Below are 26,046 nucleotides of genomic sequence, written 5' to 3'. Positions count from 1 at the left end.
TATGCTCTGGCTCCTGTTCCTGTTGCGGAGAGTATACATGTTCTGGCGCGCCGCTGTCCCCAGCCTGTGCCGCAAGGCACAAGCCGGCGGAGAGGAAACGGTTCTTTGCTGCGTAATTTTCCTGTAAAGCGCGCTTTGTGATATAGTTTTACACCTTTGCCACTATGGCATGCGGGCAGATGAATCATTAGTAGAGGGATAGCAGCTCCATGAGCGACCTTGCCAGAGAAATCACACCGGTAAACATCGAAGAAGAGCTGAAAAGCTCGTATCTGGATTACGCAATGTCCGTTATCGTCGGGCGTGCGTTGCCAGATGTTCGTGATGGTCTAAAGCCGGTGCACCGCCGCGTCTTGTACGCGATGAATGTACTGGGTAACGACTGGAATAAGCCATACAAGAAATCGGCCCGTGTCGTCGGCGACGTGATCGGTAAATATCACCCGCACGGCGACAGCGCGGTTTATGACACCATTGTACGTATGGCCCAACCGTTTTCGCTGCGCTATATGCTGGTGGACGGCCAGGGGAACTTCGGTTCGGTCGATGGCGACTCCGCAGCGGCAATGCGTTATACCGAAGTACGCATGGCGAAAATCGCACACGAATTGCTGGCGGATCTGGAAAAAGAGACCGTTGACTTTGTGCCTAACTATGACGGTACGGAACAGATTCCGGAAGTCATGCCAACCAAAATCCCTAACCTGCTGATCAACGGCTCCTCCGGTATCGCGGTAGGGATGGCGACCAATATTCCGCCGCATAACCTGTCCGAGGTTATCGACGGTTGCCTGGCCTATATCGATGATGAAAACATCAGCATTGAAGGGCTGATGGAACATATCCCGGGGCCGGATTTCCCAACCGCGGCAATCATTAATGGCCGTCGCGGCATTGAAGAAGCCTATCGCACCGGCCGCGGCAAAGTGTATATCCGCGCCCGCGCCGAGGTGGAAGCCGACGCGAAAACCGGCCGCGAAACCATCATCGTGCACGAAATTCCGTATCAGGTGAACAAAGCGCGCCTGATCGAGAAAATCGCCGAGCTGGTGAAAGATAAACGCGTCGAAGGCATCAGCGCTCTGCGCGACGAGTCCGACAAAGACGGCATGCGCATTGTGATTGAAGTCAAACGCGACGCCGTGGGTGAAGTGGTGCTGAACAACCTGTACTCACAAACCCAACTGCAGGTGACCTTCGGCATCAACATGGTGGCGTTGCACCAGGGGCAGCCAAAGCTGCTGAACCTGAAAGACATTCTGCAAGCCTTTGTTCGCCACCGCCGCGAAGTGGTGACCCGCCGTACTATTTTCGAACTGCGCAAGGCACGCGATCGTGCGCACATCCTGGAAGGTTTGGCGATCGCGCTGGCGAATATCGATCCGATCATTGAACTGATCCGCCGCGCGCCGACCCCGGCTGAAGCGAAAGCCGGGCTGGTTGCGCAATCCTGGGAACTGGGCAACGTGGCCGCGATGTTGGAACGCGCGGGCGACGATGCGGCGCGGCCAGAGTGGCTGGAGCCTGAATTCGGCATCCGTGACGGCAAATATCACCTGACCGAACAGCAAGCTCAGGCGATTTTGGATCTGCGCCTGCAGAAACTGACCGGCCTTGAGCATGAAAAACTGCTCGATGAGTACAAAGAGCTGCTCAACCAAATCGCTGAACTGATCTTCATCCTGGAAAGCCCTGAACGCCTGATGGAAGTGATTCGTGAAGAACTGGTCGCCGTACGTGAGCAGTTTGGCGATCAGCGCCGCACCGAGATCACCGCCAACTCTTCCGATATCAATATCGAAGATTTGATCAACCAGGAAGACGTGGTGGTGACGCTGTCGCACCAGGGCTATGTGAAGTATCAGCCGCTGAGCGATTACGAAGCCCAGCGCCGCGGCGGCAAAGGCAAATCTGCCGCCCGCATAAAAGAAGAAGACTTTATCGATCGTCTGCTGGTGGCCAACACCCACGACACCATTCTGTGCTTCTCCAGCCGTGGGCGCCTGTACTGGATGAAGGTTTACCAATTGCCTGAAGCCAGCCGTGGCGCACGTGGCCGCCCAATCGTCAACCTGTTGCCGCTGGAGGCCGATGAACGCATCACCGCCATCCTGCCGGTGCGCGAGTATGAAGAAGGGCGCCATGTCTTCATGGCCACCGCCAGCGGCACCGTGAAGAAAACCGCCCTGACCGAGTTCAGCCGTCCGCGCAGCGCCGGTATCATCGCCGTCAACCTCAACGAGGGGGATGAGCTGATTGGTGTCGATCTGACCGACGGCAGCAACGAAGTGATGCTGTTCTCCGCCAACGGTAAAGTGGTGCGTTTCCCAGAGTCGCAGGTGCGATCAATGGGGCGTACCGCAACCGGCGTGCGCGGCATCAATCTGGGCGAGAGCGATCGCGTGGTGTCGTTGATTGTGCCGCGCGGCGAAGGCGATATCCTGACCGTGACGCAAAACGGCTACGGCAAACGCACCGCGGTGACCGAATACCCGACCAAATCGCGCGCCACCCAAGGGGTTATCTCCATTAAGGTGAGCGAACGTAACGGCCAGGTCGTCGGTGCGGTTCAGGTGGAAACCACCGACCAGATCATGATGATCACCGATGCCGGTACGCTGGTGCGCACCCGCGTGGCGGAAGTCAGCGTGGTGGGCCGTAATACCCAGGGCGTAACGTTGATCCGTACCGCTGAAGATGAGAACGTGGTGGGTCTGCAACGCGTTGCCGAACCGGTTGAAGATGAAGAGCTCGACAGCATCGAAGCGGGTGAAGCGGTAGAAGAAGATGCCGCACCGCTGGATGATGACGGCGACGACAACGAAGCGGCCGACGATGCGGATGGCGAAGACGCATAACGTTTAGTGGGTGGCTATGTCTGCCGGGTCGTAACGCTCCGGCAGGTTATAAAAGAGAGGGCCTGGCTGCGATGCCGGGCCCTTTTTTCAGTTATACTCGTCGTACTTCTGGTTGCAGACGTAAAGGCGTTGCTGCAGCTTGAATGATGCAGGGGATAAACAGGGTGATGGGTCTGCCAAACACAGGATGTGGCTTCAGGTAAGAACGTGCTTGCCACCATTTACATTCATATGGTATCAGATTGAAATATCTAGCCTCTTTTCGTACTGCGCTAAAAATCTCCCGCTATCTGTTCCGGGTGTTGGCGATTATGCTGTGGATATTGGGCGCGTTGCTCACCACTTTTTATATTCTCAACATCTTGCATGATAAAGAATCCGAGCTGCGGCAAGAATACAACCTGAATTTTGATCAGGCCCAGGGCTATATTCGCCATGCTGCGGATGTGATGCGCGATATCAAATACATGGCCGAGAACCGCCTCAACGGTTCGGTCAGCAATCTGGACATGTTCAGCGGCGTGTTCCCGGCCAAAAGCAGCCCGCCGGTGTTTTATCCCCTCTACCCTGAATCCAACTGTTCGCTCAACACCAACTACCACAGCCTGTATGATTCGCTAAGCGGGTTGATTCAATACTGGCGCGAGAACTTCGTCGCCGCCTACGATCTTAACCGGGTGTTTGTGATCGGCGGCGACAGCCTGTGTATGGCGGAGTTCGGCAATAGCACCGGGGTGATCGATCGCGAAGATGTGTTGAAATCGCTGCATGATCGCATCCTGAAATACCGCAATGCCAAAAACCAGGATAAAGACAGCAACTTGTACTGGATCAACCCCAGCTCGCAGCGGCCGGATGTGGGCTATCTCTACGTACTGGCGCCGATTTATATCGGCAACAAGCTGGAAGCGTTGCTGGGCATCGAGCAAACGGTGCGCCTGGAGGATTTTGTTGCGCCAGGCAACCTGTCGACTGGCGTCACCTTGCTGGATGAAGACAATGAACCGGTGCTGCGCCTGGCCGATGATGCGCTGCCGACGGACAGCTACCCGGATTTGCATATCTATTTTGGCTACGTGGACAGCTACCACGATCTGATCATGAAAAAGGCGCTGCCGCCGTCTTCATTGAGCGTGGTGTATTCGCTGCCGATAAAAAACGTGGCGGAGCGCTTCAAGATCCTGATCCTCAACGCCGTCCTGCTCAACATGCTCTCGGCGATCGTGCTGTTCAGCCTGGCCTGGCTATTTGAACGCAAAATGTTCATGCCGGCGGAAAACAACGCCTTCCGGCTGGAAGAGCACGAGCAGTTTAACCGCAAGATTGTCGCTTCGGCGCCGGTGGGGATCTGTATTCTGCGCATCAGCGACGGCACCAATATCCTGAGCAATGAGCTGGCGCATAACTACATCAACATGTTGACCCATGAAGACCGGGAGCGCATCACGCGCATCATCTGCGAGCAGCAGGTGAACTTTGTTGATGTCATGACCAGCGACAACAACAACCTGCAGATCAGCTTCGTTCACTCCCGTTACCGTAACGAGGACGTGGCGATTTGCGTGTTGGTCGACGTGAGCGCGCGCGTGAAGATGGAAGAGTCACTGCAGGAAATGGCCGCCGCCGCCGAACAGGCCAGCCAGTCGAAGTCGATGTTCCTGGCGACCGTCAGCCATGAGCTGCGCACCCCGCTGTACGGTATTATCGGCAACCTGGAGCTGCTGCAAACCAAGGAGCTGCCGCTGGGGGTCGATCGGCTGGTGAACGCGATGAACAATTCGTCCGGGCTGCTGTTGAAAATCATCAGCGATATTTTGGACTTCTCCAAGATTGAATCGGAACAGCTCAAGATCGAGCCGAGGGATTTCTCTTGCCTGGAGCTGATTACCCATATCGCCGGCAACTATCTGCCGCTGGTGGTGAAAAAACGGCTGGGGCTGTTCTGTTTTATTGAGCAAACCGTGCCTGAACGAATCTCCGGCGATCCGGTGCGTTTGCAGCAGGTGCTTTCCAATTTGCTGAATAATGCCATCAAGTTCACCGATACCGGCTGCATTATTTTGCAGGTACGTGCGCGTGATAACTACCTGGAATTCAGCGTGCGCGATACCGGCGTCGGCATTCAGGCGAAAGAGATCCCGCGGCTGTTTGATCCGTTCTTCCAGGTGGGCACCGGCGTGCAGCGCCATTTCCAGGGCACCGGCCTGGGGCTGGCGATCTGCGAAAAGTTGATCAATATGATGGATGGCGATATTGCGGTGGAGTCTGAGCCTGGGCTAGGCAGCATGTTTATTATCCGCATCCCGCTGTTTGATGCCCAGTTTGTACTGCCGCAGGCCAGCGACACCTGGCAGGGGCTCAAGCTATGGCTGGACATTCGCAACCAACGGTTAGAGAACTACCTGATGGAGATCCTCGCCGGCTACGGCGCGCAACTGCAGCGGTATGCCGGGCAGGCGACCGGGAAGGGCGACGTGCTGATCAGCGATTACCCGCTGATGTTTACCCAGCCGCTGTTGGCGCAGATCGAATTTTCCATTGAGCATATCGGCCCGGCGCAGCAAACCCGGCCGGGCTATTGGGTGCACAGTACGTCCACCCCGCGGGAAACCATCGGCCTGCTCAACCGTTTGTTCGGCGTGGGGGGCAACAAAGCGCCGATGCAATTGCCGGCGGCGGCCAAAACGCCGGCGGCGGGCAACCAGGATATCCACCTGCTGGTGGTGGACGATCACCCGATCAACCGCCGTTTGCTGTCCGATCAGCTCTCTTCATTGGGCTATCAACTGGTGACCGCCAACGACGGCGTCGATGCGCTGGGGATGCTGAACCATCACCCGGTCGATATTGTGCTGACCGACGTGAACATGCCGAATATGGACGGTTATAAGCTGACGCAGCGCCTGCGGGAGATGCACTTTAGTGCGCCGGTGATCGGCGTCACCGCCAATGCGTTGGCGGAAGAACGGCAACGCTGTATGGCGGCGGGGATGGATAACTGCCTGTCGAAGCCGGTGACGCTGGAATCGCTGGAACAAACGTTGGCATTCTATAGCCAGCAGGTACGGCGCACGCGGGCGGAGCGCGAAGAGGCGTAACGGTGGATGGGAAGCTAAACAGGGCAGGGTATCGCCCTGCCCGTTACGTGGCTGGCTTACGGGAGTTCGGTTGAACCCGCCAGTTCGCTGCTTTCTTCTTCTGCCGGCTCGTTGCGCGCCAGCATGGCGGTGGCAATGCCGTTGCCCAGCACGTTAATCGCCGAACGGCCCATATCCAGGAAGTGGTCAATCCCCATCAGCAACAGGATGCCGGCGACGGGAATGTTGAAGCTGGGAATGGTGGCGGCCAGCACCACCAGCGCCGAACGCGGCACCCCGGCGATCCCTTTGGAAGCCAACATCAGCGTGAGCATCAGCACCGCAACTTCAGAAAATGACAGATGGATATTGTAAGCCTGGGCGATAAACATCGAGGCGAATGAGCAATAGATCATTGAGCCGACCAGGTTAAACGAATAGCCGATGGGCAGCACGAACGACGCGATGTTGCCTGGGCAGCCAAAGTTACGCAGCTGTTCCAGCGTTTTTGGATAAGCCGCTTCCGAACTGCTGGTGGTAAAGGCGACCAATACCGGCGATTTCAGCATGCTGACCAGGCGGAAGGTGTCTTGTTTTAACACCAGGTAGCAGAAGGCGATCATCAGCGTGCAGGCCAGCAGAATGGCAATATAGTAGCCGCCGACGAACGATGCGTAGTTGAGCAAAATCCCCAGGCCCTGGGTGGCGATCACCGATGATACCGCGGCGAAAATCGCCAGTGGGGCAACGTACATCACGTAGCCGGTCACTTTCAGCATGATATTGGCAACCACGTTCAGGCTGTCGCTCAGCGGTTTGGTGAAGGTTTCGCCGAAGGACGCGCCGGCAATGCCAAAAAACAGGGCGAACACTACAATCTGCAGGATCTCATTGTTGGCCATCGCTTCAATGATGCTGGAAGGGAAGGTGTGCGAAATAAACGCTTTCAGCGACATCCCGCTGACGGCCAGGCCGGTGTCCACTGCGCCTGCCGGGATCTGCAGGTTAAGCCCATGCCCGGGCTGCTGTAACGTCACCACCAGCAGGCCAAGAAATATCGAGATGATCGAGGAAGAAATAAACCACAGGAAGGCTTTCCCGCCCAGGCGGCCAATTTTGGATGTATCGCCCATTTTCATGATGCCGACGGTCAGCGTGGTGAAAACCAGCGGGGCGATCACCATTTTAATCAGGCGAAGGAATATATCGGTCAACAGGGAGACATTGCTGGCATAAGACTGGGCGATATCAGGCGCCAAATATTGATGAACCAATGCGCCGGTGATGACCCCTAACACCATAAATATAATAATAAATGATGTTAGTTTGTTTGATTGTGACATAGATGTTGTGAACCTTTTAATTAACCTGTCTGTGCTACTGGCTTATCCTATAACCAAAATAATTCGAGTTGCAGGAAGGCGGCAACGCAGCGAGTCCTTAGGAGCTTACTCCGGTAAGTGACTGGGGTGAGCGAGGAAAGCCAACACACCTGCAACTTGAAGTATGAAGGGTATAAACGCGTAAGAATGTTATCAATTGGAAGGTAATACAACCGCTTTCTAATTGCCATAAGTTTTTTTTATGATAGGAGGCACTGAATTAATGTTTTATTGTGATGGCATTGGGAATGGGCACGGCAGTCGTTGTGCCGTGCCTGTACCCGTTATCGTGGTGGTGGCGGCTTATTTGCGCAGATCTTCAATCCCCACCGGCTGGCCGAACAGAAAGCCCTGAATTTCCTGGCAGCCTTCTTCTTCCAGAATGCGCAGTTGCTCACGCGTTTCTACGCCTTCAGCGACGACAGGCGTTTTGAGCGAGTGGCTTAGCGTGACCATCGCGCGCACAAAGGAGCGCGTCTGGAAATTGCTTTCAACATTGCTGACGAACGAGCGATCGAGCTTAATCACGTCGAAATTAAAGTCGCGCAGCATACTTAGCGAAGAATAGCCGGTGCCGAAATCGTCCAATGCAATGCTAATCCCCATTTTTTGTAATTGATGCAGCAGGTTGAACGCCAATTGTTTATTGGTGATAAATGCAGTTTCTGTGACTTCAAACTCCAGCTGCGTTGGCGGATACGCGGTTCGCATTAATATTTCACGCACTTTGTCGATAAAAACCGGATCGCGTAATTGCACCGGTGAAATATTGACGGAGACCTTTTTATCCACCTTGTTATTTAACGCTTCACGGCATACATGCTCAATAACCCAATAGCCTAAAGAGATAATTGCGCCGGATTCCTCGGCAATAACAATAAAGACTTCTGGCAATATTGGGCCAAGCCTGGGGTGGTTCCAGCGTAATAATGCTTCATAGCCGGTAACCGTTCCGTCTTTGAGCGAATATTTTTCGTGATAATTAATATAAAACTGTTCCTGCTGTAGCCCAGTGCGAATATCAGCGGCAATCTGGTTGCGTTGGCGCGTTTTCTCATCCATTTCGACAACGTAATAACAGATTTTCTCATTAATATTGTGCTTGGCGCGATACATGGCCAGATCGGAATTGCCGATCAGCGTGTTGATTTCGGTGGCGTCATCCGGATATATCGAGACGCCGATGCTGGCATTTACCACCAGCTCGGTTTGCGCAAAGGCGCGGTGCCCGGCAAAACAGGAATACAGGCGGTGCACGAAGGCTTCCAGCTCGCGCTTGTCGCTAAACGGCTTGGCGGCGACAAATTCATCGCCGCCAAAACGGGCGACGATCTCATCACCGCTGAGGGTTTGCCGGATGCGTGAGGCGGTTTGCTGCAGCAACAGATCGCCGGTGTGGTGCCCCTCGCGATCGTTGATCTCTTTGAATTTATCCACATCAATGGTGCAAATCGCGATGTTGCGCTCCGGGGCTTCGGCGAGCATTTTTTCAACCACGGTAAAAAACTCAAGGCGGTTAGGCAATTCAGTCAGGGAATCGTAGCGCGCCATGTAATGCATGCGATCGTTCATCTGCTTCTGTTCGGAAATATCGCGCGTGATTTTGGCAAAACCGAGCAGCGTACCTTCTCCGTCATAAATCGTATCGATCATTACGTGTGACCAAAACCGCGAGCCATCTTTGCGGTAGCGCCAACCTTCGCCTTCAAATTTGCCGTTCAGGCGCGCCATCGCCAGGTTTTTTTCCGGCCCCCCGGCCCGCTGTTCGGATTCACTGTAAAAAATGCCAAAAAACTGACCAACGATTTCTTCGCTGGTATAGCCTTTGGCTTTTTGCGCGCCTAAATTCCAACTGGCGATGGTGCCATCAGGATTCAGCATATAAATCGCGTAGTCTTTAACGTTTTCCACAAAATGGCGATAGGAAAGATCGCTTAACCCCAGATGATCCATGTCGACCAAACCTTTTGTATGGCTATTTTCCGTAAGTTTATACGGCGCCTTGTGAAAAAGAAATGCGTTCCAGCCAGAGTTGTGATTGCCACCAAGGGATAATGTTGTGGGTAATGGTTATCATCAAAACAATTAATTACCCAAACAGACCAGACTAATAATGTGGTTATTTCCATCCACGGTATTATTTGCGTCGGCGTTGTTTAGCTGCGTTGCGCTAACCCTGGCATCTCCTTGTTTTTTTATTTGAAATCAGCTAATTATTTGCCAGCGCAATGAGTCCATCTGCGGAAGTAGTCAATAACCACAATATTTTCAATGTATTATTTTGAATAATAAATTTCTGAATATACTTGAAAGTTTTACAGTTCGACGCTAATGATTATCATTCCATTTATTTTGCCGGCCATACGGTAAGTGTTGCACGGTGCGATTTTCAATGCCTCTTTTAGGAGTTCAGAGATTATGTGGGTGCCTTTCAGTTTAAAACGATCCTGCCTGTTATGCTCGCTGGCTATCCTGCTGCCCGGCGCTTCGTTTGCCGAAGAAACCGTAGTGGTGACTTCAGCGCCTGAAGATTCCGCACAGAGCGGAACCCACGGCTATACCGTGCAGACCAGCAGCGGCGCAACCAAAACGGACCAGCCGCTGATCACCACTGGGCAGTCGGTTTCTGTCGTGACAAGCCAGCAGATCGAAGATCAGGGGGCGGCGAACCTGAACCAGGCCCTCAACTATACGCCGGGGGTGTTTACCAACTTCGCCGGCGCGGCGACCCGCTTTGATACTATTTCGCTGCGCGGTTTTCACGGAGGGGATGTGGATAACACCTTCCTCGACGGCCTGCGGGTGATGAGCGACAGCGGCAGCCATAACAATTTGCAGATCGATCCCTGGTTCCTGGAACGTGTTGATATCATAAAAGGGCCGTCTTCAGCGTTATATGGCCAGACGGTGCCGGGCGGCCTGGTCAATATGACCTCCAAACGCCCGCAGTTTACCTCTGAAGGGCACTTCCGGCTGTTTGCCGGCAGCCAGAATACCAAAGGGGGCGCATTCGATTACACCAATGCCATTAACGATCAGTGGGCCTTCCGCATCACCGGAATGACCCGTACCAGCGACACCCAGTATGACCATACCCGCGAAGAGCGTTATGCGATATCGCCTTCCTTACTGTGGCAGCCGGATGACAATACCTCGCTGTTATTAAAAGCCTATTTGCAGAAGGATCCTTCTGGCGGTTATCACAGTGCCGTTCCCGCCGAAGGCAGCCTTTTCTCACGCAATGGCTACAAACTGAGCCGCAGTTTTTACGACGGGGAAAGCAGTCTGGATCAATACAAGCGCCGTATCCAGATGTACAGCTATGAGTTTGCCCACACCTTTGACGATACCTGGTCGTTCCGCTCCAACGCCAACTATACCCACTCCAACGTTGCAATCGATCAGATTTACCAGGCCGACTGGGTGGGCAATAGCAATGAGATGAGCCGCTACTACACCGGTGAGCGCTCATCGTTGGATGCGTTTGCCATTGATAACCAACTGGAGGCGGATTTCGCCACCGGCGCGCTGGAGCACCAAGTGATCCTGGGGGCGGAATATCATCAGTACCGCAATAATCTGTGGGACGGCGGGGCTTATGCCAGCACGCTGAACGCGGTAACCGGCGTTTCCGGCGGCGATGCGCTGACGTTCTATAAAGACGATGATAATAATCGGCGTTACTACCAAACCGGCATTTATTTGCAGGATGCGATGACGCTGGATAAATGGCACGTTGATTTGTCCATGCGTTACGATCGTATCGTCTCCAAACGGGTGAGCGACAGTTATGCTACCGCCGATCGCCGCAGTGATGATCACATCAGCGGGCGTGGTTCGGTGTTGTACGCATTTGATAATGGCATTTCGCCGTATGTCAGCTACAGCCAGGCGATTACGCCCACTTCGCTTTCCGACGCCAACGGTAAGCTGCTCAAACCGACCACGGCCGAGCAGTATGAAGCCGGGGTGAAATACCAACCGGTTGGCACTTCAGATTTGTATACGCTGGCGGTGTATGACTTGATGCAAAAAGATGTGGCCAACCGTGATGTGCTGACGGCTACTTATGTCCCGGCCGGTAAGGTGCACTCGCAGGGGATCGAGCTGGAAGCGCGCAACCAGTTGACCCCGCGCCTGAGCACCATTATGGGCTATACGCTAAGCCACGTACGCTTTAAAGATTCGGTGGACGGCAACGATGGCCATACGCCATACGTAGTGCCTAACCAGATGGCATCTGCCTGGGCGAAATACCAGTTTGACTACGGCATCAGCGTGGGCGCCGGCGTGCGCTACATTGGCAAACAATGGGCCGATAATGAAAATACGCTGCGCCTGCCTTCGACAACCCTGGTTGATGCGTCGGTGCGGATGGATCTGGCGGCCTGGAACCCTGCGCTGAAGGGGGCATTTGTGCAGGTGAATGCCAATAACCTGACGGATAAAGCGTATGTGGCTGCCTGCTATGGCACGGGATATTGCTACTGGGGGGCAGAACGCACGGTGATGGCGACCGTGGGTTATGATTTTTAATCAAAGCCGATGAGCGGCCCCGCGGCGGTTATTTACCGTGCGGGGCCAACCAGCCGTATCACGCCACGTTCGAATTAACCAGGTTAACCGCGCGGGCAAGATGCATTGTTTTCTCAAACACCGCGTCGACGGAGAGCGACATCACGTTCTCGTCGGGCGTTTGCAGTATTTCATGGGGCACACCCCACGGCGCCCAGCAGACAGGATCGCTATTGCCGAACAGCGCCACGATCGGCTTTTGCAGGGCGGCGGCGATATGCATGGCCCCGCCGTCGCTGCACACCACGAAATCGCACAGCTGCGTGGCCGCCATCATGTCTTTCAGTTCGCTGGTCGGGACGGCTGTTATCGGTAGCCCTTGGCAAAGCGCCAACATTTTCCGGGCCTTTTCATCATCGCCGGGATGGCAGGGGTTATCTTCTGCGCCCGGCGACCACAGGAGAACGAGCTGGCAAGGTAGCGTTGCGGCCAGGCGTTTGGCCAATTCGGCAAAGTTTTCCACTGACCAGCGCTGGCGGACTTTACGTGAGCTGATGTTTAAACCAAACACCGGCAGCGTATCCGAAATCGGGTATTTTTTCCGCAATGATGAAACCCGATACGGATCGGCGGCGATCGCTAACGGCCCGGGCTGTGAGTGAGCGGCAAAGGGCTTCATCAGGTAGTGAAAACGCGTGACGATACTCATGGCGCAGTTTTCCGACGGCGTGACCAAATCGCTGATAAGCGGATGTTTTTCTTTACCCAGGGCGATAACGCGCCCCGGCTTAATCAACGTGATCCACCGCATTACACGTTTATCCCAGCAGCCCTTGGCGATAAATACCACGTCGTACTTATTTTTTCTCAATGCCAGCACCAGCGCTATGCGCCTGAAAACAATTTTCACCACCGACGCATTTTTTTCCCGGTGGTGGGTTTTTTGGTAAATATACAACTTATTGACGTGGCTATTGCCTTCTAATACTGCAGCGTTGTAACTATTAGCCAGCACATCGACATCATAATTAAGTTCGGCAGAAATACTCTTGATGAGTGGTGTCGCAACAATGGTATCCCCAATGTTATCTCTGCAGATAATCAAGGCTTTCAAACATGGCTCCCGCGTAATTCAAAAAATATTTCATATGACTCACTGCTTTCTCGTAAGTTCAGGTGACGCCGGGTAAATAGTTGGAAATAAAATCGTATGTATTTCGTGCAGATAGCGGCAGTTTTTCGCTTGTGGGACGGGGATTATTGGGCGGCAAAAGAGGTTATACAGGCAATAAAAAACCCGATAATCTTGAACCTAAAAAGGCGGGATTATCGGGCTCCACAAAATGGGGACATCAAAGAAAAGCAGTGGCACTAATTAAGACTGTGGCCTGGGCGGAAAGTTCTCACGAAAGGTAAAAAAATCGCAAAGATTTACCGCCGATTTTTGCCGATATTGTTCCCGTCATCCAAACAGGCCGGGCCAAATCACCACAATCAGCGAACCCGCGAGAGTTAACAATACGTTAGCAATAGCATAGGTGCCGGCATAGCCCAACGCTGGGATGTTGCTACGCGCCGTATCGCTGATGATCTCCATTGCCGGGGCGCAGGTGCGGGCCCCCATAATGGCGCCGAACAACAGCGCCCGGTTCATGCGCAACACATAGGCGCCGAACAGGAAGCAGAACACCACCGGCACCAGGCTGACCAGCAGCCCGGCGATCAGCATCTGGCCGCCGATGGCGCCCAGGCCATGGCCGATGCCGGCGCCAGCGCTCAGGCCAACGCCGGCCATAAAGACCATCAGGCCGAACTCTTTCACCATATTCAGCGCGCCCTGCGGAATATAGCCGAAGGTAGGGTGGTTGGCCCGCAAAAAGCCAAGCATGATACCGGACATCAGCAGCCCGGCGGCATTACCGATGCCGAACGAAAAGTTGCTGAACTGAATGGTAATTTGCCCAATCAGCAGGCCGATAATGAAGAAGGCGCAGAAGGCCAGCAGATCGGTAACCTGGCTGTGGATCGAGATAAAGCCGATCTTTTCCGCCACGCCTTTCACCCGGCGCGCGTCGCCGCTGACCTGCAGCACATCGCCCTTGTTCAGCACGATACTGTCGTCGATAGGCATTTCAATCTGGCTGCGGATCACGCGGTTGAGGAAACAGCCGTGGTCGGTCAGCTTTAACTGGCTCAGGCGTTTGCCGACCGCATTGCTGTTTTTCACCACGATTTCTTCGGTGACGATACGCATGTCCAGCAGATCGCGATCAAACACTTCTTTGCCGTTACGGAAGCTCGGATCCAGCCGCGCATGCGCATCTGGGTAACCCACCAGTGAGATTTCGTCGCCCACTTGCAGCACCGCATCGCCGTCCGGGTTCGCCAGAATACCGTTGCGGCGGATACGCTCGATGTAACAGCCCGTCTGGCGATAAATGCCCAGCTCACGCAGGTTTTTCCCATCGGCCCAGGCCACCAACTCTTGCCCCACGCGGTAGGCGCGGATAACCGGCAGATAGACCTTGCGTTGGCTGTCCGTATCCAGGCCGCGTTCGCGGGCGATTTGCTGGGCGGAAGTCGACAGATCCTGATGCTGTAGTTTCGGCAGGTAGCGTGCGCCGAATATCAGGCTCACCAGGCCAATCAAATAGGTCAGGGCGTAGCCCAGGCTGAGGTGATCCTGCGCGGCCAGTAGCGCCGGGCCGTTGGTAATGGTGTTGCGTAGCGTATCGCCGGCCCCCACCAGCACCGGGGTTGAGGTCATTGAGCCGGCCAACATACCGGCGGTAAGGCCAATATCCCAGTGGAAGAGTTTACCCAGGCCGATGGCGAGCACCATAGCGGAGCCGACCATCACCAATGCCAGCATCAGGTAATTTTTGCCATCGCGGAAGAAAATGGAAAAAAAGTTAGGCCCGGCTTCAACGCCGACGCAGAAGATAAACAGCATAAAGCCCAGATTTAGCGCTTCGGTGTTAATGGTGAAATGTTGCTGCCCAAGCAGCAGCGACACGACCAAAACGCCAATCGAATTACCGAGTTGGACGGAGCCCAAACGAATTTTTCCGAGGCATAGCCCCAGGGCGAGTACCACAAACAGTAACAGGATGTAGTTACCGTTTAACAAACTAGCGACGTTTATGTTCACGGAGGATAACTTATTGTTTACCAGTAAGTGCTTGATATTAATGGCTATAAGCGCTAAATTCAGCCATCAAATACATAGAAAAATCCTATAAAAATTGCCGAACGCCGAAGGCAATTCGCTCCATCGTTCAGCGGCGCTTATTCTAGTCGCTCTGGCGCATGACAGCCAGCACAAAGCGGGATAACGTTTACCGCCTGCTGCATTAATCCTCTTTTTATTGACAAGGGAAAGTTCGGCCTTTGCCTACAGGTAAATGGCAAGGCGGGTATGTCATTGGGTATGAGTACCTGGCCGTCACTATCGAGGAGGAGTTCCATGACGACCTATCGTTACTGGGCAGGTATAGTCAGCAGTTTCCTGTTGTTCAGCCTGGTGTTTTTGGGCCAGCGGGATGATGTGCTGCGCAGTATGGATCACGAGCATCGTGGCGAAATTGGCCTGCTGCTGTTTATGATCCCAGGATTTATTGCCAGCGCGCTCTCCGGCCGTCGGCGTATCCGCTGCCCGCTGATCGGCACGCTGTGTGCGGTGCCGCTGTGCCTGCTCGTCCGTTATTTCCGGCCGACAGCGTATTGGTTTTGGCAGGAATTGGCTTATGCCACCAGTGCAGTATTCTGGTGCTTATCAGGTGCGATGCTGTTTTTGTGTATCAAGGTGATGCTGCAGGCTTGCCGCCAGGGCGGCGGCAACGGCTCGCACTTAAAGTAAACAAGGCCGCGGTGCCCTCTGAGAGAGGGGAGGGCACCAACCTGATTACTGGTACAGGCTCAGGTGTTCTTTGGCATAGGCTTCAAAATCGGTGCAGCCGCCAATGTGTTTTTCATCCAGGAAGATTTGCGGAACGGTTTCTACCGGTTTGCCGACGGTTTTTTCCAGATCGGCCTTGGTGATGCCTTCGGCATGGATATCAATATAGCGGTAGTTGAAATCGTCACGTTCGTTAGCCAGTTTTTCCGCCAGCTCTTTTGCCCGGACACAATAAGGGCAAGCAGGGCGCCCAAAAATTACTGCATACATGCAATACTCCTTCGTTTTTATATTCAAAATACTCGTCATACTTCAAGTTACAGGTGTGTTAGCTTTCCTCACTCACCCCAGTCACTTACTGGAGTAAGCTCCTGGGGACTCGCTGCGTCGCCGCGTGATTCGGCCATACGGCCTCACCCCTACGGGGCCAGCGCTAACGCTGTTCAAAAACGCTTTTGCGTTTTTGTCCTGTAACTCGAATTATTTAGAGTATAAATAGCTGTCATTGCAATGGTGCTTTGCCGGTTAAAATAAGACGGCCGTTGGCGCACCACTGTTGCTGCGGCACACTATGCCCATATGGCGGCGTAAAACAAAGCAGGAATTACCTGTTAATCTCATTCATACAATCGATGGTTTAGCCATTGACCTGCTGGAGAGAAAAATATGCGATCGTTGGGTGATCTGCCGCGTCCGGTTCTGGTGTTGGAAGGGATCGGCATGCTATTGCTGATATTGGCGTATTTGTGCATCCATGGGCATGTGCAACTGCCGGGGCTGCTTGGCAGCCAAATGGCGGCGGTCGGGATGATTTTTCTTGGCGTCGCGCTGATGGTGCCGGCCGCCGCTTTTCTGGTGTGGCGCGTGGTGCAGGGGTTTAGCCCGCTGATGCGCGGTGATTTGCCGCCGGACGGCGAACCACGCGGCGGCGAGAAGCAGGATCGGGATCCGCGCCGTTAAGCCCTGTGCGTTCGAGCAGATTTGTCAATTAAGGCGGATTGGCCGTGGCGTATTGGGTGAATATTCCGTAAGCTATGCGCCTTTTCGCATGTTGAATATTTGAGGCTGGTATTTATGGATTCACTCATCGTCCCGGATTTAGCGTTATTACGACGTTGGCTGGATCAGTTAGGGATCTCCTTCTTCGAATGCGATGCCTGCCAGGCGCTGCACTTGCCGCACATGCAGAACTTTGATGGGGTGTTCGACGCCAAGATTGATTTGGTCGACAACGTGATCCTGTTCTCGGCGCTGGCGGAGGTAAAACCAACCGCATTGATCCCGCTGGTGGGCGATCTCAGCCAAATCAATGCCAGTTCTCTGACCACCAAAGCGTTTGTCGATATTCAAGATGACAATTTGCCCAAACTGGTGGTGTGCCAGTCCTTGAGCGGCGTGGTCGGCATTACTCTGGAACAGTTCGCCCACTTTATGCAGCAGGGCGAAGAGCAGATTTCGATGATTATCCTGGAAGCCCGGGCGAACGATCTGCTGTTTATGGGTGAGGAAGAAGAGAACCCGGCTAGCGCTCCCCGTCAAATAACCGTGCACTAACCACTTGTTTAAATGATGCGCACCGCCAGCGCGGCGGTGCGCCAGCGTTATTCCATTCAGTAATCATATATTCTGCATTTCAAACCGCTTTGCCAGATATTCTTCGTTAGTTCGCCGTTATTGGCGTAGCACATAGAGAAAATTTGCATAGAAAATCGATAAAAGGCGTTTTTCACCCTCAGGACTGGTGCCTGTTTACAACAGCGGGTATGCTGCTGATTCTGCTAAGGGCTTGCGATTACCTTTGTGACCACGTGGGCTGGGCGGTAAAAATGCCTGCAGCATCAATTGCATGGCTATGCACCCGCGGTTGCAGCGATTGCGCTCGATCAGGAAAGGTTTTGTATCATTGCCGATACAAATTGAGCTCCCCTTGTTCTTGGAGGTAGTTACGGATGGTCGCCCAACATAAAAAATGGTTAGCGGGTGTTGTTACGGGGTTGCTGATGGCGACTTCCGTCACCACGTCAGCAGCGGAGAAAACGCTGCACGTCTATAACTGGTCAGACTATATCGCGCCAGATACCTTAGCCAAATTCCAGCAGGAAACCGGCATTAAAGTGGTTTACGACGTCTTCGATTCCAACGAAGTGCTGGAAGGTAAACTGATGGCCGGCAGCACCGGTTATGATCTGGTGGTGCCTTCCTCCAACTTCCTGGAGCGCCAATCGCAGGCCGGCATCTTCGAGCCGCTCGACAAGAGCAAAATCCCGAATTACAAAAACCTTGATCCTGAAATGCTGCAACTGGTGGCGCATAACGACAAGGACAACAAATACGGCATCCCTTACATGATGGTGACCACCGGCATCGGCTATAACGTCGACAAGGTGAAGGCGGTGCTGGGCAAAGACGCGCCGGTCAACAGCTGGGATCTGATCTTCAAGCCGGAAAACCTGGAGAAGTTGAAAAGCTGCGGCGTTTCCTTCCTGGATGCGCCGAGCGAAGTCTACGCCACCGTGCTGCACTATCTGGGTAAAGATCCCAACAGCACCAATGCGGCGGATTACACCGGCGCGGCGAACGATCTGCTGCTCAAACTGCGGCCGAACGTGCGTTACTTCCACTCTTCCCAGTACATTAACGATCTGGCTAACGGCGATATCTGCGTAGCGATCGGCTGGTCCGGCGACGTCATGCAGGCGGCCGATCGTGCCAAAGAGGCGAAGAACGGCGTGAATATCGCCTATTCGATTCCGAAAGAAGGGGCGCTGACCTATTTTGATATGTTCGCGATGCCGGCGGATGCCAAGAACAAGGACGAAGCCTACCAGTTCCTTAACTTCCTGCTGAAGCCGGACGTGATTGCTGATATCAGCAACCACGTCTACTACGCCAACGCGGTGAAAGACGCAACGCCGCTGGTGGACGCCGAAGTGCGTAATAACCCGAACGTTTATCCGCCGGCGGATATTCGCGCCAAGCTGTTCACGCTGAAGGTGCAGGATCCAAAAATTGACCGTGTTATTACCCGCTCTTGGACTAAGGTTAAAAGTGGGAAGTGATGAGTAAGGGGCAACCCTCACGGTAATCATCAACTGCAGGCGGGTGTTTTCCCGCCTGCGTTGCCATTTTAGTGCCACGGCCATTGCCGTGGCGGTTTGTACTGATTTAGCACCGGAGAGCCCCTCGTTGAACGACGCGATTCCTCGTCCTCAAACCCGGCAGCAGAAGGTTTTCACCCCGCTGTTGGAAATCCGTAACCTCACGAAAACCTTTGATGGCCAGAACGCGGTGGAAGATGCCAGCCTGACTATTTACAAAGGCGAGATCTTCGCACTGCTGGGGCCTTCGGGCTGCGGCAAATCCACGCTGCTGCGTATGCTGGCGGGCTTTGAACAGCCCACCGCCGGGCAGATTGTCCTTGATGGCCAGGATCTGGCGCTGGTGCCGCCGTATCAGCGGCCGGTGAACATGATGTTCCAGTCTTATGCGCTGTTTCCGCACATGAGCGTGGAGCAGAACATCGCCTTTGGCCTCAAGCAGGACAAAATGCCGCGCGGCGAAATCAACGCGCGCGTTGAAGAGATGTTGGCGCTGGTGCATATGCAGGAATACGCCAAGCGCAAGCCGCACCAGCTTTCCGGCGGCCAACGCCAACGTGTGGCGCTGGCGCGCAGCCTGGCCAAACGGCCGAAGCTGCTGCTGCTGGATGAACCGATGGGCGCGCTGGATAAAAAGCTGCGCGATCGCATGCAACTGGAAGTGGTGGATATTCTTGAGCGCGTTGGCGTCACCTGCGTGATGGTGACCCACGATCAGGAAGAAGCGATGACCATGGCCGGGCGCATTGCCATCATGAACCGCGGCAAGTTTGTTCAGATCGGCGAGCCGGAAGAGATCTATGAACACCCGAACAGCCGCTTCAGTGCGGAATTCATCGGCTCGGTTAACGTGTTCGAATGCGTTTTACAGCAGCGGCAGGACGACGCACTGATTCTGCAAAGCCCCGGCCTGCGCCACGCCATCAAGGTGGATCCGGATGCATCGGTGGTGGACGGGGTGCCGATCCAGGTTGCGCTGCGGCCGGAAAAGATCACGCTGTGCGAAGACGTGCCGGAAGACGGTTGCAACTTTGCCGTGGGCGAAGTGGTGCACATCGCCTACCTGGGCGATTTGTCGATTTACCATGTGAAGTTGCTCAGCGGCCAGATGATCAGCGCCCAGTTACAAAACGGTCACCGCTTCCGCAAAGGGATGCCCACCTGGGGCGATGAAGTGCGCTTGTGCTGGGATACCGATAGCTGTGTGGTGCTGACGGTCTAATGGGGATGTGAGGAGTTACCGTTATGACAATACTTTCTGAACAGCCCCCATCGGCGCCGGTGCAGCAACCCGGCCCGCTGAAAGCGTTTTTCCGCCGTGTGCAAATGGCGCATGGCCGCAAGCTGGTGATCGCGCTGCCGTATCTGTGGCTGGTGCTGTTGTTTTTGCTGCCGTTCCTGATTGTGTTCAAAATCAGCCTGGCCGAAATGGCGCGCGCTATCCCACCTTATACCGACCTTATGAGCTGGGCCGACGGCAAGCTGGATATTGCGCTCAACTTTGCCAACTACCTGCAGTTGACGGACGATCCGCTGTACGTGGAGGCCTATCTGCAATCGCTGCAGGTGGCGGCAGTCTCAACGGTTTGCTGCCTGCTGATTGGTTACCCGTTGGCATGGGCGGTGGCGCACAGCAAAGCCTCAACGCGCAATATCCTGCTGCTGTTGGTGATCCTGCCTTCGTGGACCTCGTTCCTGATCCGCGTTTACGCCTGGATGGGGATTCTGAAAAACAACGGGGTGTTGAACAACGTCCTGATGTGGCTGGGGGTGATCGATCAGCCGTTAGTGATCCTGCATACCAACCTGGCGGTATATATCGGTATCGTCTATTCCTACCTGCCGTTTATGGTGTTGCCGATCTACACCGCACTGACCCGGATCGATTATAGCCTGGTGGAAGCGTCGCTCGATCTTGGCGCCCGGCCGCTCAAAACCTTTTTCAGCGTGATCGTGCCGCTGACGCGCGGCGGCATCATCGCCGGCTCGATGCTGGTGTTTATCCCGGCGGTGGGTGAATTCGTTATTCCGGAACTGCTCGGCGGGCCGGACAGCATTATGATCGGCCGCGTGCTGTGGCAGGAGTTTTTCAATAACCGCGATTGGCCGGTGGCCTCTTCGGTGGCGGTTATCATGCTGCTGCTGCTGATTTTACCGATTCTCTGGTTCCACAAGCACCAGAGCAAAGAAATGGGGGGCCAGGGATGAGCAATTTGCCGGTAGTGCGTTCCCCGTGGCGTATTTTTATTTTGGTGTTGGGCTTCACCTTCCTGTACGCGCCGATGCTGATGCTGGTGATCTATTCTTTCAACAGCTCAAAACTGGTGACGGTGTGGGCCGGCTGGTCGACGCGCTGGTACACCGAACTGTTCCACGACTCTGCGATGATCAGCGCCGTGGGGCTGAGCCTGACCATTGCCGCGGCTTCGGCGACGGCGGCGGTGATCCTCGGTACCATCGCCGCGGTGGTGATGGTGCGCTTCGGCCGCTTCCGCGGCTCCACCGGCTTTGCCTTCATGCTGACGGCGCCGCTGGTTATGCCGGACGTTATCACCGGCCTGTCGCTGCTGCTGCTGTTTGTGGCGATGGGGCACACGCTCGGCTGGCCGTCGGAGCGCGGTATGTTCACCATTTGGCTGGCGCACGTCACTTTCTGTACCGCCTATGTGTCGGTGGTGATCGCTTCTCGCCTGCGTGAGCTTGACCGTTCGATCGAAGAGGCGGCGATGGATCTCGGCGCGGCGCCGCTGAAAGTGTTTTTTGTGATCACGCTGCCGATGATCGCGCCGGCGCTGATCTCGGGCTGGATGCTGGCGTTTACGCTGTCGCTGGACGATCTGGTTATCGCCAGCTTCGTTGCTGGCCCAGGGGCGACAACGCTGCCAATGTTGGTGTTCTCCAGCGTGCGTATGGGGGTCAACCCGGAAATTAACGCCCTGGCGACGCTGATCCTGCTGGTGGTGGGGATCATCGGCACTATCGCCTGGTGGTTTATGGCGCGAGCGGAAAAACAGCGCGTGCGCGAGTTGCATAAGGCCGCCCGTGGCTGAATGCGGCTAAACCTGCTACTTTTGCTTGGGTTGTGGTTGCATAATCTCCCGATCCGCCGCCCTGCCGGGCGGCGCTGTTGCGCGGAATACGGATATGGCTGATATGCTGAAAAGCGGGCAGGGAATATATATGCGGGCTGATGCACCGGTAGCGGTGATGGTAGCAGGCACCGCGATAGTGGCGATCAAGTGCCTGAGCGTGGTGTTGTTACTGGGTGAATTGGGTTTTTCCGGCGCCAGGGAGTTCGTCAGCACCAGTGCGCAGGCGTGGGATTCAACGCTGATTTTTCTGGCGGGCATTGTGGTGCTGTGCGGGCAGATCGGCTGTGGCATTATGGTGACGCGTGGCCGCAACTGGGGGCGCTGGGGCTACGTTGCCTGCCAATGCCTGGTGGTTGGTTACCTGCTGCTGGCGACCATCGGCAGCCAGTTTCCCGAAGTGTTTACCGTGGAAGGGGAAACCAGCAGCCAGATCCTCCACCGGCTGATACTGGCCAAACTGCCCGATCTGGTGATCCTGCTGTTGCTGTTTGTTCCACGCGCCAGCCGCCGTTTCTTCCGCGCGCGCAACTGAGATTTTAGCCGCGCAGAGTGGTAAACTCTGCGCCCTTGAATCGTCATCCTGAATTTTACCGGTTAATCGTCATGCATTGCGCTTTGTACACGGCGGGCAACTGCCGTTCCTGTCAGTGGCTGGAAAAGCCTTATCCGCAGCAATTGGCTGACAAACAGCAACACCTGCAAAATCTGCTGGCGCAGCACCCGGTGGCGCAGTGGCTGGCGCCGGTAACCGGCCCGCAGGCGGCTTTTCGCAACAAAGCCAAGATGGTAGTCAGCGGCAGCGTGGAAAGGCCGCTGCTCGGCATATTACAGCGCGACGGCACGCCCGCCGATTTATGCGCTTGCCCGCTGTATCCCGCCGGCTTTGCGCCGCTGTTTCCGCTATTGAAAACCTTTATCGCTCGCGCGGGGTTAACGCCCTATAACGTGGCGCGCAAACGCGGCGAGCTGAAATACCTGTTGCTGACCGAAAGCACCCACAGCGGCGGCGTGATGCTGCGTTTTGTGCTGCGTTCGGAAACCAAGCTGGCCCAGTTGCGCGCCGCATTGCCCTGGTTGCAGCAGCAACTGCCGCAGTTGAAGGTAATATCCGCCAATATCCAACCGGTGCATATGGCGATCATGGAAGGTGAACGCGAGATCCCGCTCACCGAGCAGCAGGCGCTGGAGGAACAGTTTAATCAGGTGCCGCTGTATATCCGTCCGCAGAGCTTTTTCCAGACCAACCCGCAGGTGGCGGCCCGCCTTTACGCCACTGCCCGTGACTGGGTGCGGGCGCTTGGCATCAGCAGCATGTGGGATCTGTTTTGTGGCGTGGGGGGCTTTGGCCTGCACTGCGCCGATCGGGAAACGCAGCTGACCGGTATTGAAATCAGCGCCGAGGCGATCGCCTGCGCCCGCCAGTCAGCGCAAGCGCTGGGGCTGCGTAAGGTTGGGTTTCAGGCGTTGGATTCAACCCGCTTTGCCACCGCCGAAGGCCAGGTGCCGCAATTGGTGGTGGTCAACCCGCCGCGGCGCGGTATCGGCCAGGCGCTGTGCGAGTATCTAAATGCCATGGCGCCGGATTATCTGCTGTATTCCAGCTGTAATGCGCAAACCATGGCGAACGATATCGCCTTGCTGCCCGGTTACCGGGTTGCGCGCGTGCAACTGTTTGATATGTTCCCGCATACGGCGCATTACGAAGTGTTGGCATTGCTGGTGCGGGCCTGAAAGGCTGCCCCCGCCGGCGGCGAGGGCAATGGGGCGTTTACTGCGGGAACCACTTGTCGTTGATGGCCTTATAGGTGCCATCGGCCTTGATCGCCTCCAGCGCGGCATTTAGCTTGGCGAGCAGCGCCTTGTTATCCGGGCGCACGGCGATGCCCAGGCCGGTACCAAAATACTGCGCATCGGTGATATGTTCACCGACCGGCGCCAGGTTCGGATTGTTCTTCAACCATTCATTGACCACGGCGGTGTCGCCGAATACGCCGTCGATACGGCCGTTCTTCAGCTCAAGAATTGCGTTCTGGTAGCTGTCGTAGGCCACCGTATTGATCTCCGGGTGCTTATCCTGCATGTATTTTTGATGGGTCGTGCCGTTCTCCATGCCCACCTTTTTGCCTTTCAAATCCGCCAGGCTGCTGTATTTGCCTTTCTGCGCAATGACGATCGCCGAGTTGGCATAATACGGCTGGGTGAACGCCACCTGTTTGCTGCGCTCCGGCGTGATATCCATGCCGGAAATCACCGCATCGTATTTTTTGAATTTCAGCGCGGCGATCAGGCTGTCGAAAGCCTGGTTGGTGAAGGTGCATTCCGCCTGCATCTGTTTGCATAGCGCCTTGGCAAGATCGATATCAAAGCCGACAATCTGGTTATTGGCGTCCAGCGATTCAAACGGCGGGTAGGTGGCGGAAGCGGCGAAACGGATGGTATCGGCCGCCTGGGCGGTAAAGGCGATCCCGGCCAACATCGTGGCGGCAAGCAATAGTTTTTTCATGCACAAATTCCTGTCTGCAATTTATCTGCTGTTATTTTAGGCCACCGTTTGATTTTGCGGGCAAACCGCCGAAAATCATCCGTGGTGGTGATGGCGTTAACCATGCCATTGAGTGAATTAATATGCAATAAAAATGATTAAAAAAGTGGTTTGGCGTTGGATTGACGCAAAGGGCGGTGAAATGCAGGCCGGGCATGAGGCAGCGCCCGGCCCCGGGCGCAAGGGAAAAACGGCTAGTTGCGGCGTTCAAACGCCAGCGCGCGGCGTTCCACCAGGCGCATCAGCAGCGTTAGCAGGCCGTTGACCACCAGATAAACCAGGCCGGCGGCGCCGAACACCATCACATCATAGGTGCGGCCGTACATCAGTTGGCTGTAGCCCATCACTTCCATCAGCGTAATGGTGTAGGCCAGCGAAGTGCTTTTAAATACCAGCACCACTTCGTTGGAATACGACGACAGCGCGCGTTTAAAGGCGAACGGCAGCAGGATGCGCAGCGATTGCCGGCGCGACATGCCGAGCGCTTCGCATGATTGCCACTGCCCCGCTGGGATGGCCCGCACCGCGCCATAGAACAGTTGGGTGGTATAGGCGGCGCTGTTGAGCGCCAGCGCGATCATGGCGCACAGCCACGGCTGCGACAGCAAGTTCCACAGCCACGGGTAATCGCGGATCGCCGGGAACTGGCCGGGGCCGTAGTAGATCAGGAAGATCTGCACCAGCAGCGGCGTGCCGGTGAACAGCGTGATGTAGGCTTTCACCAGCGGGGTGAGGATCGGCGTTTTCAGCGTCAGCACCACCGTCAACGCCAGCGACATCAGCAGGGCGACAATCAGTGCGGCCACGGTGAGGGTTAAGCTGGTGTGCAGCCCTTTGGCGATTTCGGGCAGGTAGTCAAGCATCAGGATGCCCCCTGTTCAAAACGCGTGGTGCGCAGTTCGATCCGTTTAATGACGAACTGGCTAAGCAGGGTAACAACCAGATAAATAGCGGCGGCGACCACATACCAGGTAAACGGCTCTTGGGTGCGGGTGGCGATGCTCTTGGTTTGCAGCATCAGATCGTTAACGCTGATCAGCGACACCAGCGCGGTATCCTTCAGCAGCACCAGCCATTGGTTGCCAAGGCCGGGCAGGGCATGGCGCCACATCTGCGGCATAATCAGGCGGAAAAATATCGCTGATTTGCGCATGCCCAATGCCTGGCCGGATTCCCATTGCCCCTGCGGCACCGCTTTCAGCGCGCCGCGCAGCGTTTGCGAAGCATAGGCGGAATAGAGCAGGGCAAGGGCGATCACGCCGCACAGGAACGGGCTGACGTCGAAGTTTTCAATCGCCAACTGGATGGGCAGTTGGAACAGGCCGAAATTCAGGGTGAAACCGTCGGACAGCAACAGCAGTAACTGCGACGAGCCGAAATAGATGAACAGCACCACCAGGATTTCCGGCAGGCCGCGCAGCAGCGTAACCCAGGCGGTGCCCAGCCAACTGACCAAGCGCCAGCGTGCGGATTCGATGGCGGCAAACAGCATGGCCAGGGCAAGCCCGAGCACCAGGGCGCAAACGGCAAGGCCGACGGTCATGCCGGCGGCGCTTGCTAAGGGTTGGATTTCATTCATCGGGG

20 protein-coding genes are annotated in these 26,046 nt (G+C 55.3%); 12 read left to right on the top strand and 8 right to left on the bottom strand.

Features of this window, described 5'->3' with window-relative positions; all coding sequences use genetic code 11:
* Positions 1-209: 209 nt before the first annotated feature.
* Positions 210-2,858, top strand: a complete 2,649-nt coding sequence (gene gyrA / locus ABFX35_RS15350; protein ID WP_279022703.1) for a DNA topoisomerase (ATP-hydrolyzing) subunit A — start codon at positions 210-212, stop codon at positions 2,856-2,858.
* A gap of 242 nt (positions 2,859-3,100) precedes the next feature.
* Positions 3,101-5,956, top strand: coding sequence for a two-component system sensor histidine kinase RcsC (gene rcsC, locus ABFX35_RS15345; protein ID WP_346082099.1), 2,856 nt, complete (start codon positions 3,101-3,103; stop codon positions 5,954-5,956).
* 56 nt (positions 5,957-6,012) lie between these two features.
* Here the strand turns inward: rcsC and ABFX35_RS15340 are convergent, their stop codons facing one another.
* A complete protein-coding gene (locus ABFX35_RS15340) occupies positions 6,013-7,278 on the bottom strand; it encodes a dicarboxylate/amino acid:cation symporter (protein WP_346082098.1) in 1,266 nt (421 codons plus the stop codon).
* A 342-nt stretch (positions 7,279-7,620) separates the two neighbouring features.
* Positions 7,621-9,270 (bottom strand): putative bifunctional diguanylate cyclase/phosphodiesterase, encoded by a 1,650-nt coding sequence (locus ABFX35_RS15335; protein ID WP_279022706.1) that lies wholly within the window; start codon positions 9,268-9,270, stop codon positions 7,621-7,623.
* A gap of 465 nt (positions 9,271-9,735) precedes the next feature.
* Here ABFX35_RS15335 and ABFX35_RS15330 point away from each other — a divergent pair, with 465 nt between their 5' ends.
* Positions 9,736-11,853, top strand: coding sequence for a TonB-dependent siderophore receptor (locus tag ABFX35_RS15330; protein WP_346082097.1), 2,118 nt, complete (start codon positions 9,736-9,738; stop codon positions 11,851-11,853).
* Between the two features lie 58 nt (positions 11,854-11,911).
* Here ABFX35_RS15330 and ABFX35_RS15325 read toward each other — a convergent pair whose 3' ends face one another.
* Entirely contained in the window at positions 11,912-12,847 is a 936-nt protein-coding gene (locus ABFX35_RS15325; RefSeq protein WP_346082096.1) for a glycosyltransferase family 9 protein, read from the bottom strand.
* Positions 12,848-13,294: 447 nt separating this feature from the next.
* Positions 13,295-14,983 carry an aspartate:alanine antiporter gene (locus ABFX35_RS15320; protein WP_279023304.1) on the bottom strand — a complete coding sequence of 563 codons (1,689 nt, stop codon included), beginning with the start codon at positions 14,981-14,983 and terminating at the stop codon, positions 13,295-13,297.
* A 315-nt stretch (positions 14,984-15,298) separates the two neighbouring features.
* On the opposite strand from ABFX35_RS15320, the gene ABFX35_RS15315 reads away from it, so the two are divergent.
* The gene (locus ABFX35_RS15315; RefSeq protein WP_095848011.1) at positions 15,299-15,691 is read left to right on the top strand and encodes an inner membrane protein YbjM; all 393 of its coding nucleotides are present in this window, start codon (positions 15,299-15,301) and stop codon (positions 15,689-15,691) included.
* Positions 15,692-15,736: 45 nt separating this feature from the next.
* Here the strand turns inward: ABFX35_RS15315 and ABFX35_RS15310 are convergent, their stop codons facing one another.
* Positions 15,737-16,000, bottom strand: coding sequence for a GrxA family glutaredoxin (locus ABFX35_RS15310; RefSeq protein WP_095848012.1), 264 nt, complete (start codon positions 15,998-16,000; stop codon positions 15,737-15,739).
* Between the two features lie 396 nt (positions 16,001-16,396).
* On the opposite strand from ABFX35_RS15310, the gene ABFX35_RS15305 reads away from it, so the two are divergent.
* From ABFX35_RS15305 to rlmC, 8 genes are all read left to right on the top strand, one after another.
* The gene (locus tag ABFX35_RS15305; protein ID WP_346082095.1) at positions 16,397-16,690 is read left to right on the top strand and encodes a YbjC family protein; all 294 of its coding nucleotides are present in this window, start codon (positions 16,397-16,399) and stop codon (positions 16,688-16,690) included.
* A gap of 114 nt (positions 16,691-16,804) precedes the next feature.
* Positions 16,805-17,284, top strand: a complete 480-nt coding sequence (locus ABFX35_RS15300) for a type III secretion system chaperone family protein (RefSeq protein WP_095848014.1) — start codon at positions 16,805-16,807, stop codon at positions 17,282-17,284.
* A gap of 395 nt (positions 17,285-17,679) precedes the next feature.
* The gene (gene potF, locus ABFX35_RS15295) at positions 17,680-18,789 is read left to right on the top strand and encodes a spermidine/putrescine ABC transporter substrate-binding protein PotF (protein WP_279023298.1); all 1,110 of its coding nucleotides are present in this window, start codon (positions 17,680-17,682) and stop codon (positions 18,787-18,789) included.
* A gap of 127 nt (positions 18,790-18,916) precedes the next feature.
* Entirely contained in the window at positions 18,917-20,050 is a 1,134-nt protein-coding gene (gene potG, locus ABFX35_RS15290; protein WP_279023296.1) for a putrescine ABC transporter ATP-binding subunit PotG, read from the top strand.
* Positions 20,051-20,073: 23 nt separating this feature from the next.
* On the top strand, positions 20,074-21,036 hold the full coding sequence (potH, locus tag ABFX35_RS15285) for a putrescine ABC transporter permease PotH (protein ID WP_279023294.1): 963 nt from the start codon (positions 20,074-20,076) through the stop codon (positions 21,034-21,036).
* Positions 21,033-21,878: a putrescine ABC transporter permease PotI gene (gene potI / locus ABFX35_RS15280; protein WP_095848018.1), complete on the top strand. Its 846-nt coding sequence runs from the start codon at positions 21,033-21,035 to the stop codon at positions 21,876-21,878. Before potH ends, potI begins: the two co-directional genes overlap by 4 nt.
* Before the next feature lie 94 nt (positions 21,879-21,972).
* Complete coding sequence (locus tag ABFX35_RS15275) at positions 21,973-22,452, top strand: YbjO family protein (RefSeq protein ID WP_279023292.1); 480 nt, start codon at positions 21,973-21,975, stop codon at positions 22,450-22,452.
* A gap of 71 nt (positions 22,453-22,523) precedes the next feature.
* The gene (rlmC, locus tag ABFX35_RS15270; RefSeq protein ID WP_346082094.1) at positions 22,524-23,651 is read left to right on the top strand and encodes a 23S rRNA (uracil(747)-C(5))-methyltransferase RlmC; all 1,128 of its coding nucleotides are present in this window, start codon (positions 22,524-22,526) and stop codon (positions 23,649-23,651) included.
* Positions 23,652-23,688: 37 nt separating this feature from the next.
* Here the strand turns inward: rlmC and artJ are convergent, their stop codons facing one another.
* From artJ to artQ, 3 genes are all read right to left on the bottom strand, one after another.
* Positions 23,689-24,423, bottom strand: coding sequence for an arginine ABC transporter substrate-binding protein (gene artJ, locus ABFX35_RS15265; protein WP_346082093.1), 735 nt, complete (start codon positions 24,421-24,423; stop codon positions 23,689-23,691).
* Between the two features lie 233 nt (positions 24,424-24,656).
* Complete coding sequence (artM, locus tag ABFX35_RS15260) at positions 24,657-25,325, bottom strand: arginine ABC transporter permease ArtM (protein WP_346082092.1); 669 nt, start codon at positions 25,323-25,325, stop codon at positions 24,657-24,659.
* The gene (gene artQ / locus ABFX35_RS15255) at positions 25,325-26,041 is read right to left on the bottom strand and encodes an arginine ABC transporter permease ArtQ (protein ID WP_279023285.1); all 717 of its coding nucleotides are present in this window, start codon (positions 26,039-26,041) and stop codon (positions 25,325-25,327) included. Before artQ ends, artM begins: the two co-directional genes overlap by 1 nt.
* Positions 26,042-26,046: the final 5 nt, after the last annotated feature.

Source organism: Gibbsiella dentisursi (assembly GCF_039539505.1).
Taxonomy (GTDB): domain Bacteria; phylum Pseudomonadota; class Gammaproteobacteria; order Enterobacterales; family Enterobacteriaceae; genus Gibbsiella; species Gibbsiella quercinecans.
Note: the sequence above shows the minus strand (reverse complement) of the source record. Positions and strands in the feature narration are given on the sequence as shown.

What these genes read in the sequence shown, in the direction of transcription:
- gyrA (WP_279022703.1), top strand. Translation starts at nt 210, where the DNA reads ATGAGCGACCTTGCCAGAGAAATCACACCGGTAAACATCGAAGAAGAG.
- ABFX35_RS15340 (WP_346082098.1), bottom strand. Translation starts at nt 7,278, where the DNA reads ATGTCACAATCAAACAAACTAACATCATTTATTATTATATTTATGGTG.
- ABFX35_RS15335 (WP_279022706.1), bottom strand. Translation starts at nt 9,270, where the DNA reads ATGGATCATCTGGGGTTAAGCGATCTTTCCTATCGCCATTTTGTGGAA.
- ABFX35_RS15330 (WP_346082097.1), top strand. Translation starts at nt 9,736, where the DNA reads ATGTGGGTGCCTTTCAGTTTAAAACGATCCTGCCTGTTATGCTCGCTG.
- ABFX35_RS15315 (WP_095848011.1), top strand. Translation starts at nt 15,299, where the DNA reads ATGACGACCTATCGTTACTGGGCAGGTATAGTCAGCAGTTTCCTGTTG.
- ABFX35_RS15310 (WP_095848012.1), bottom strand. Translation starts at nt 16,000, where the DNA reads ATGTATGCAGTAATTTTTGGGCGCCCTGCTTGCCCTTATTGTGTCCGG.
- ABFX35_RS15305 (WP_346082095.1), top strand. Translation starts at nt 16,397, where the DNA reads ATGCGATCGTTGGGTGATCTGCCGCGTCCGGTTCTGGTGTTGGAAGGG.
- ABFX35_RS15300 (WP_095848014.1), top strand. Translation starts at nt 16,805, where the DNA reads ATGGATTCACTCATCGTCCCGGATTTAGCGTTATTACGACGTTGGCTG.
- potF (WP_279023298.1), top strand. Translation starts at nt 17,680, where the DNA reads ATGGTCGCCCAACATAAAAAATGGTTAGCGGGTGTTGTTACGGGGTTG.
- potH (WP_279023294.1), top strand. Translation starts at nt 20,074, where the DNA reads ATGACAATACTTTCTGAACAGCCCCCATCGGCGCCGGTGCAGCAACCC.
- potI (WP_095848018.1), top strand. Translation starts at nt 21,033, where the DNA reads ATGAGCAATTTGCCGGTAGTGCGTTCCCCGTGGCGTATTTTTATTTTG.
- ABFX35_RS15275 (WP_279023292.1), top strand. Translation starts at nt 21,973, where the DNA reads ATGGCTGATATGCTGAAAAGCGGGCAGGGAATATATATGCGGGCTGAT.
- rlmC (WP_346082094.1), top strand. Translation starts at nt 22,524, where the DNA reads ATGCATTGCGCTTTGTACACGGCGGGCAACTGCCGTTCCTGTCAGTGG.
- artJ (WP_346082093.1), bottom strand. Translation starts at nt 24,423, where the DNA reads ATGAAAAAACTATTGCTTGCCGCCACGATGTTGGCCGGGATCGCCTTT.
- artM (WP_346082092.1), bottom strand. Translation starts at nt 25,325, where the DNA reads ATGCTTGACTACCTGCCCGAAATCGCCAAAGGGCTGCACACCAGCTTA.
- artQ (WP_279023285.1), bottom strand. Translation starts at nt 26,041, where the DNA reads ATGAATGAAATCCAACCCTTAGCAAGCGCCGCCGGCATGACCGTCGGC.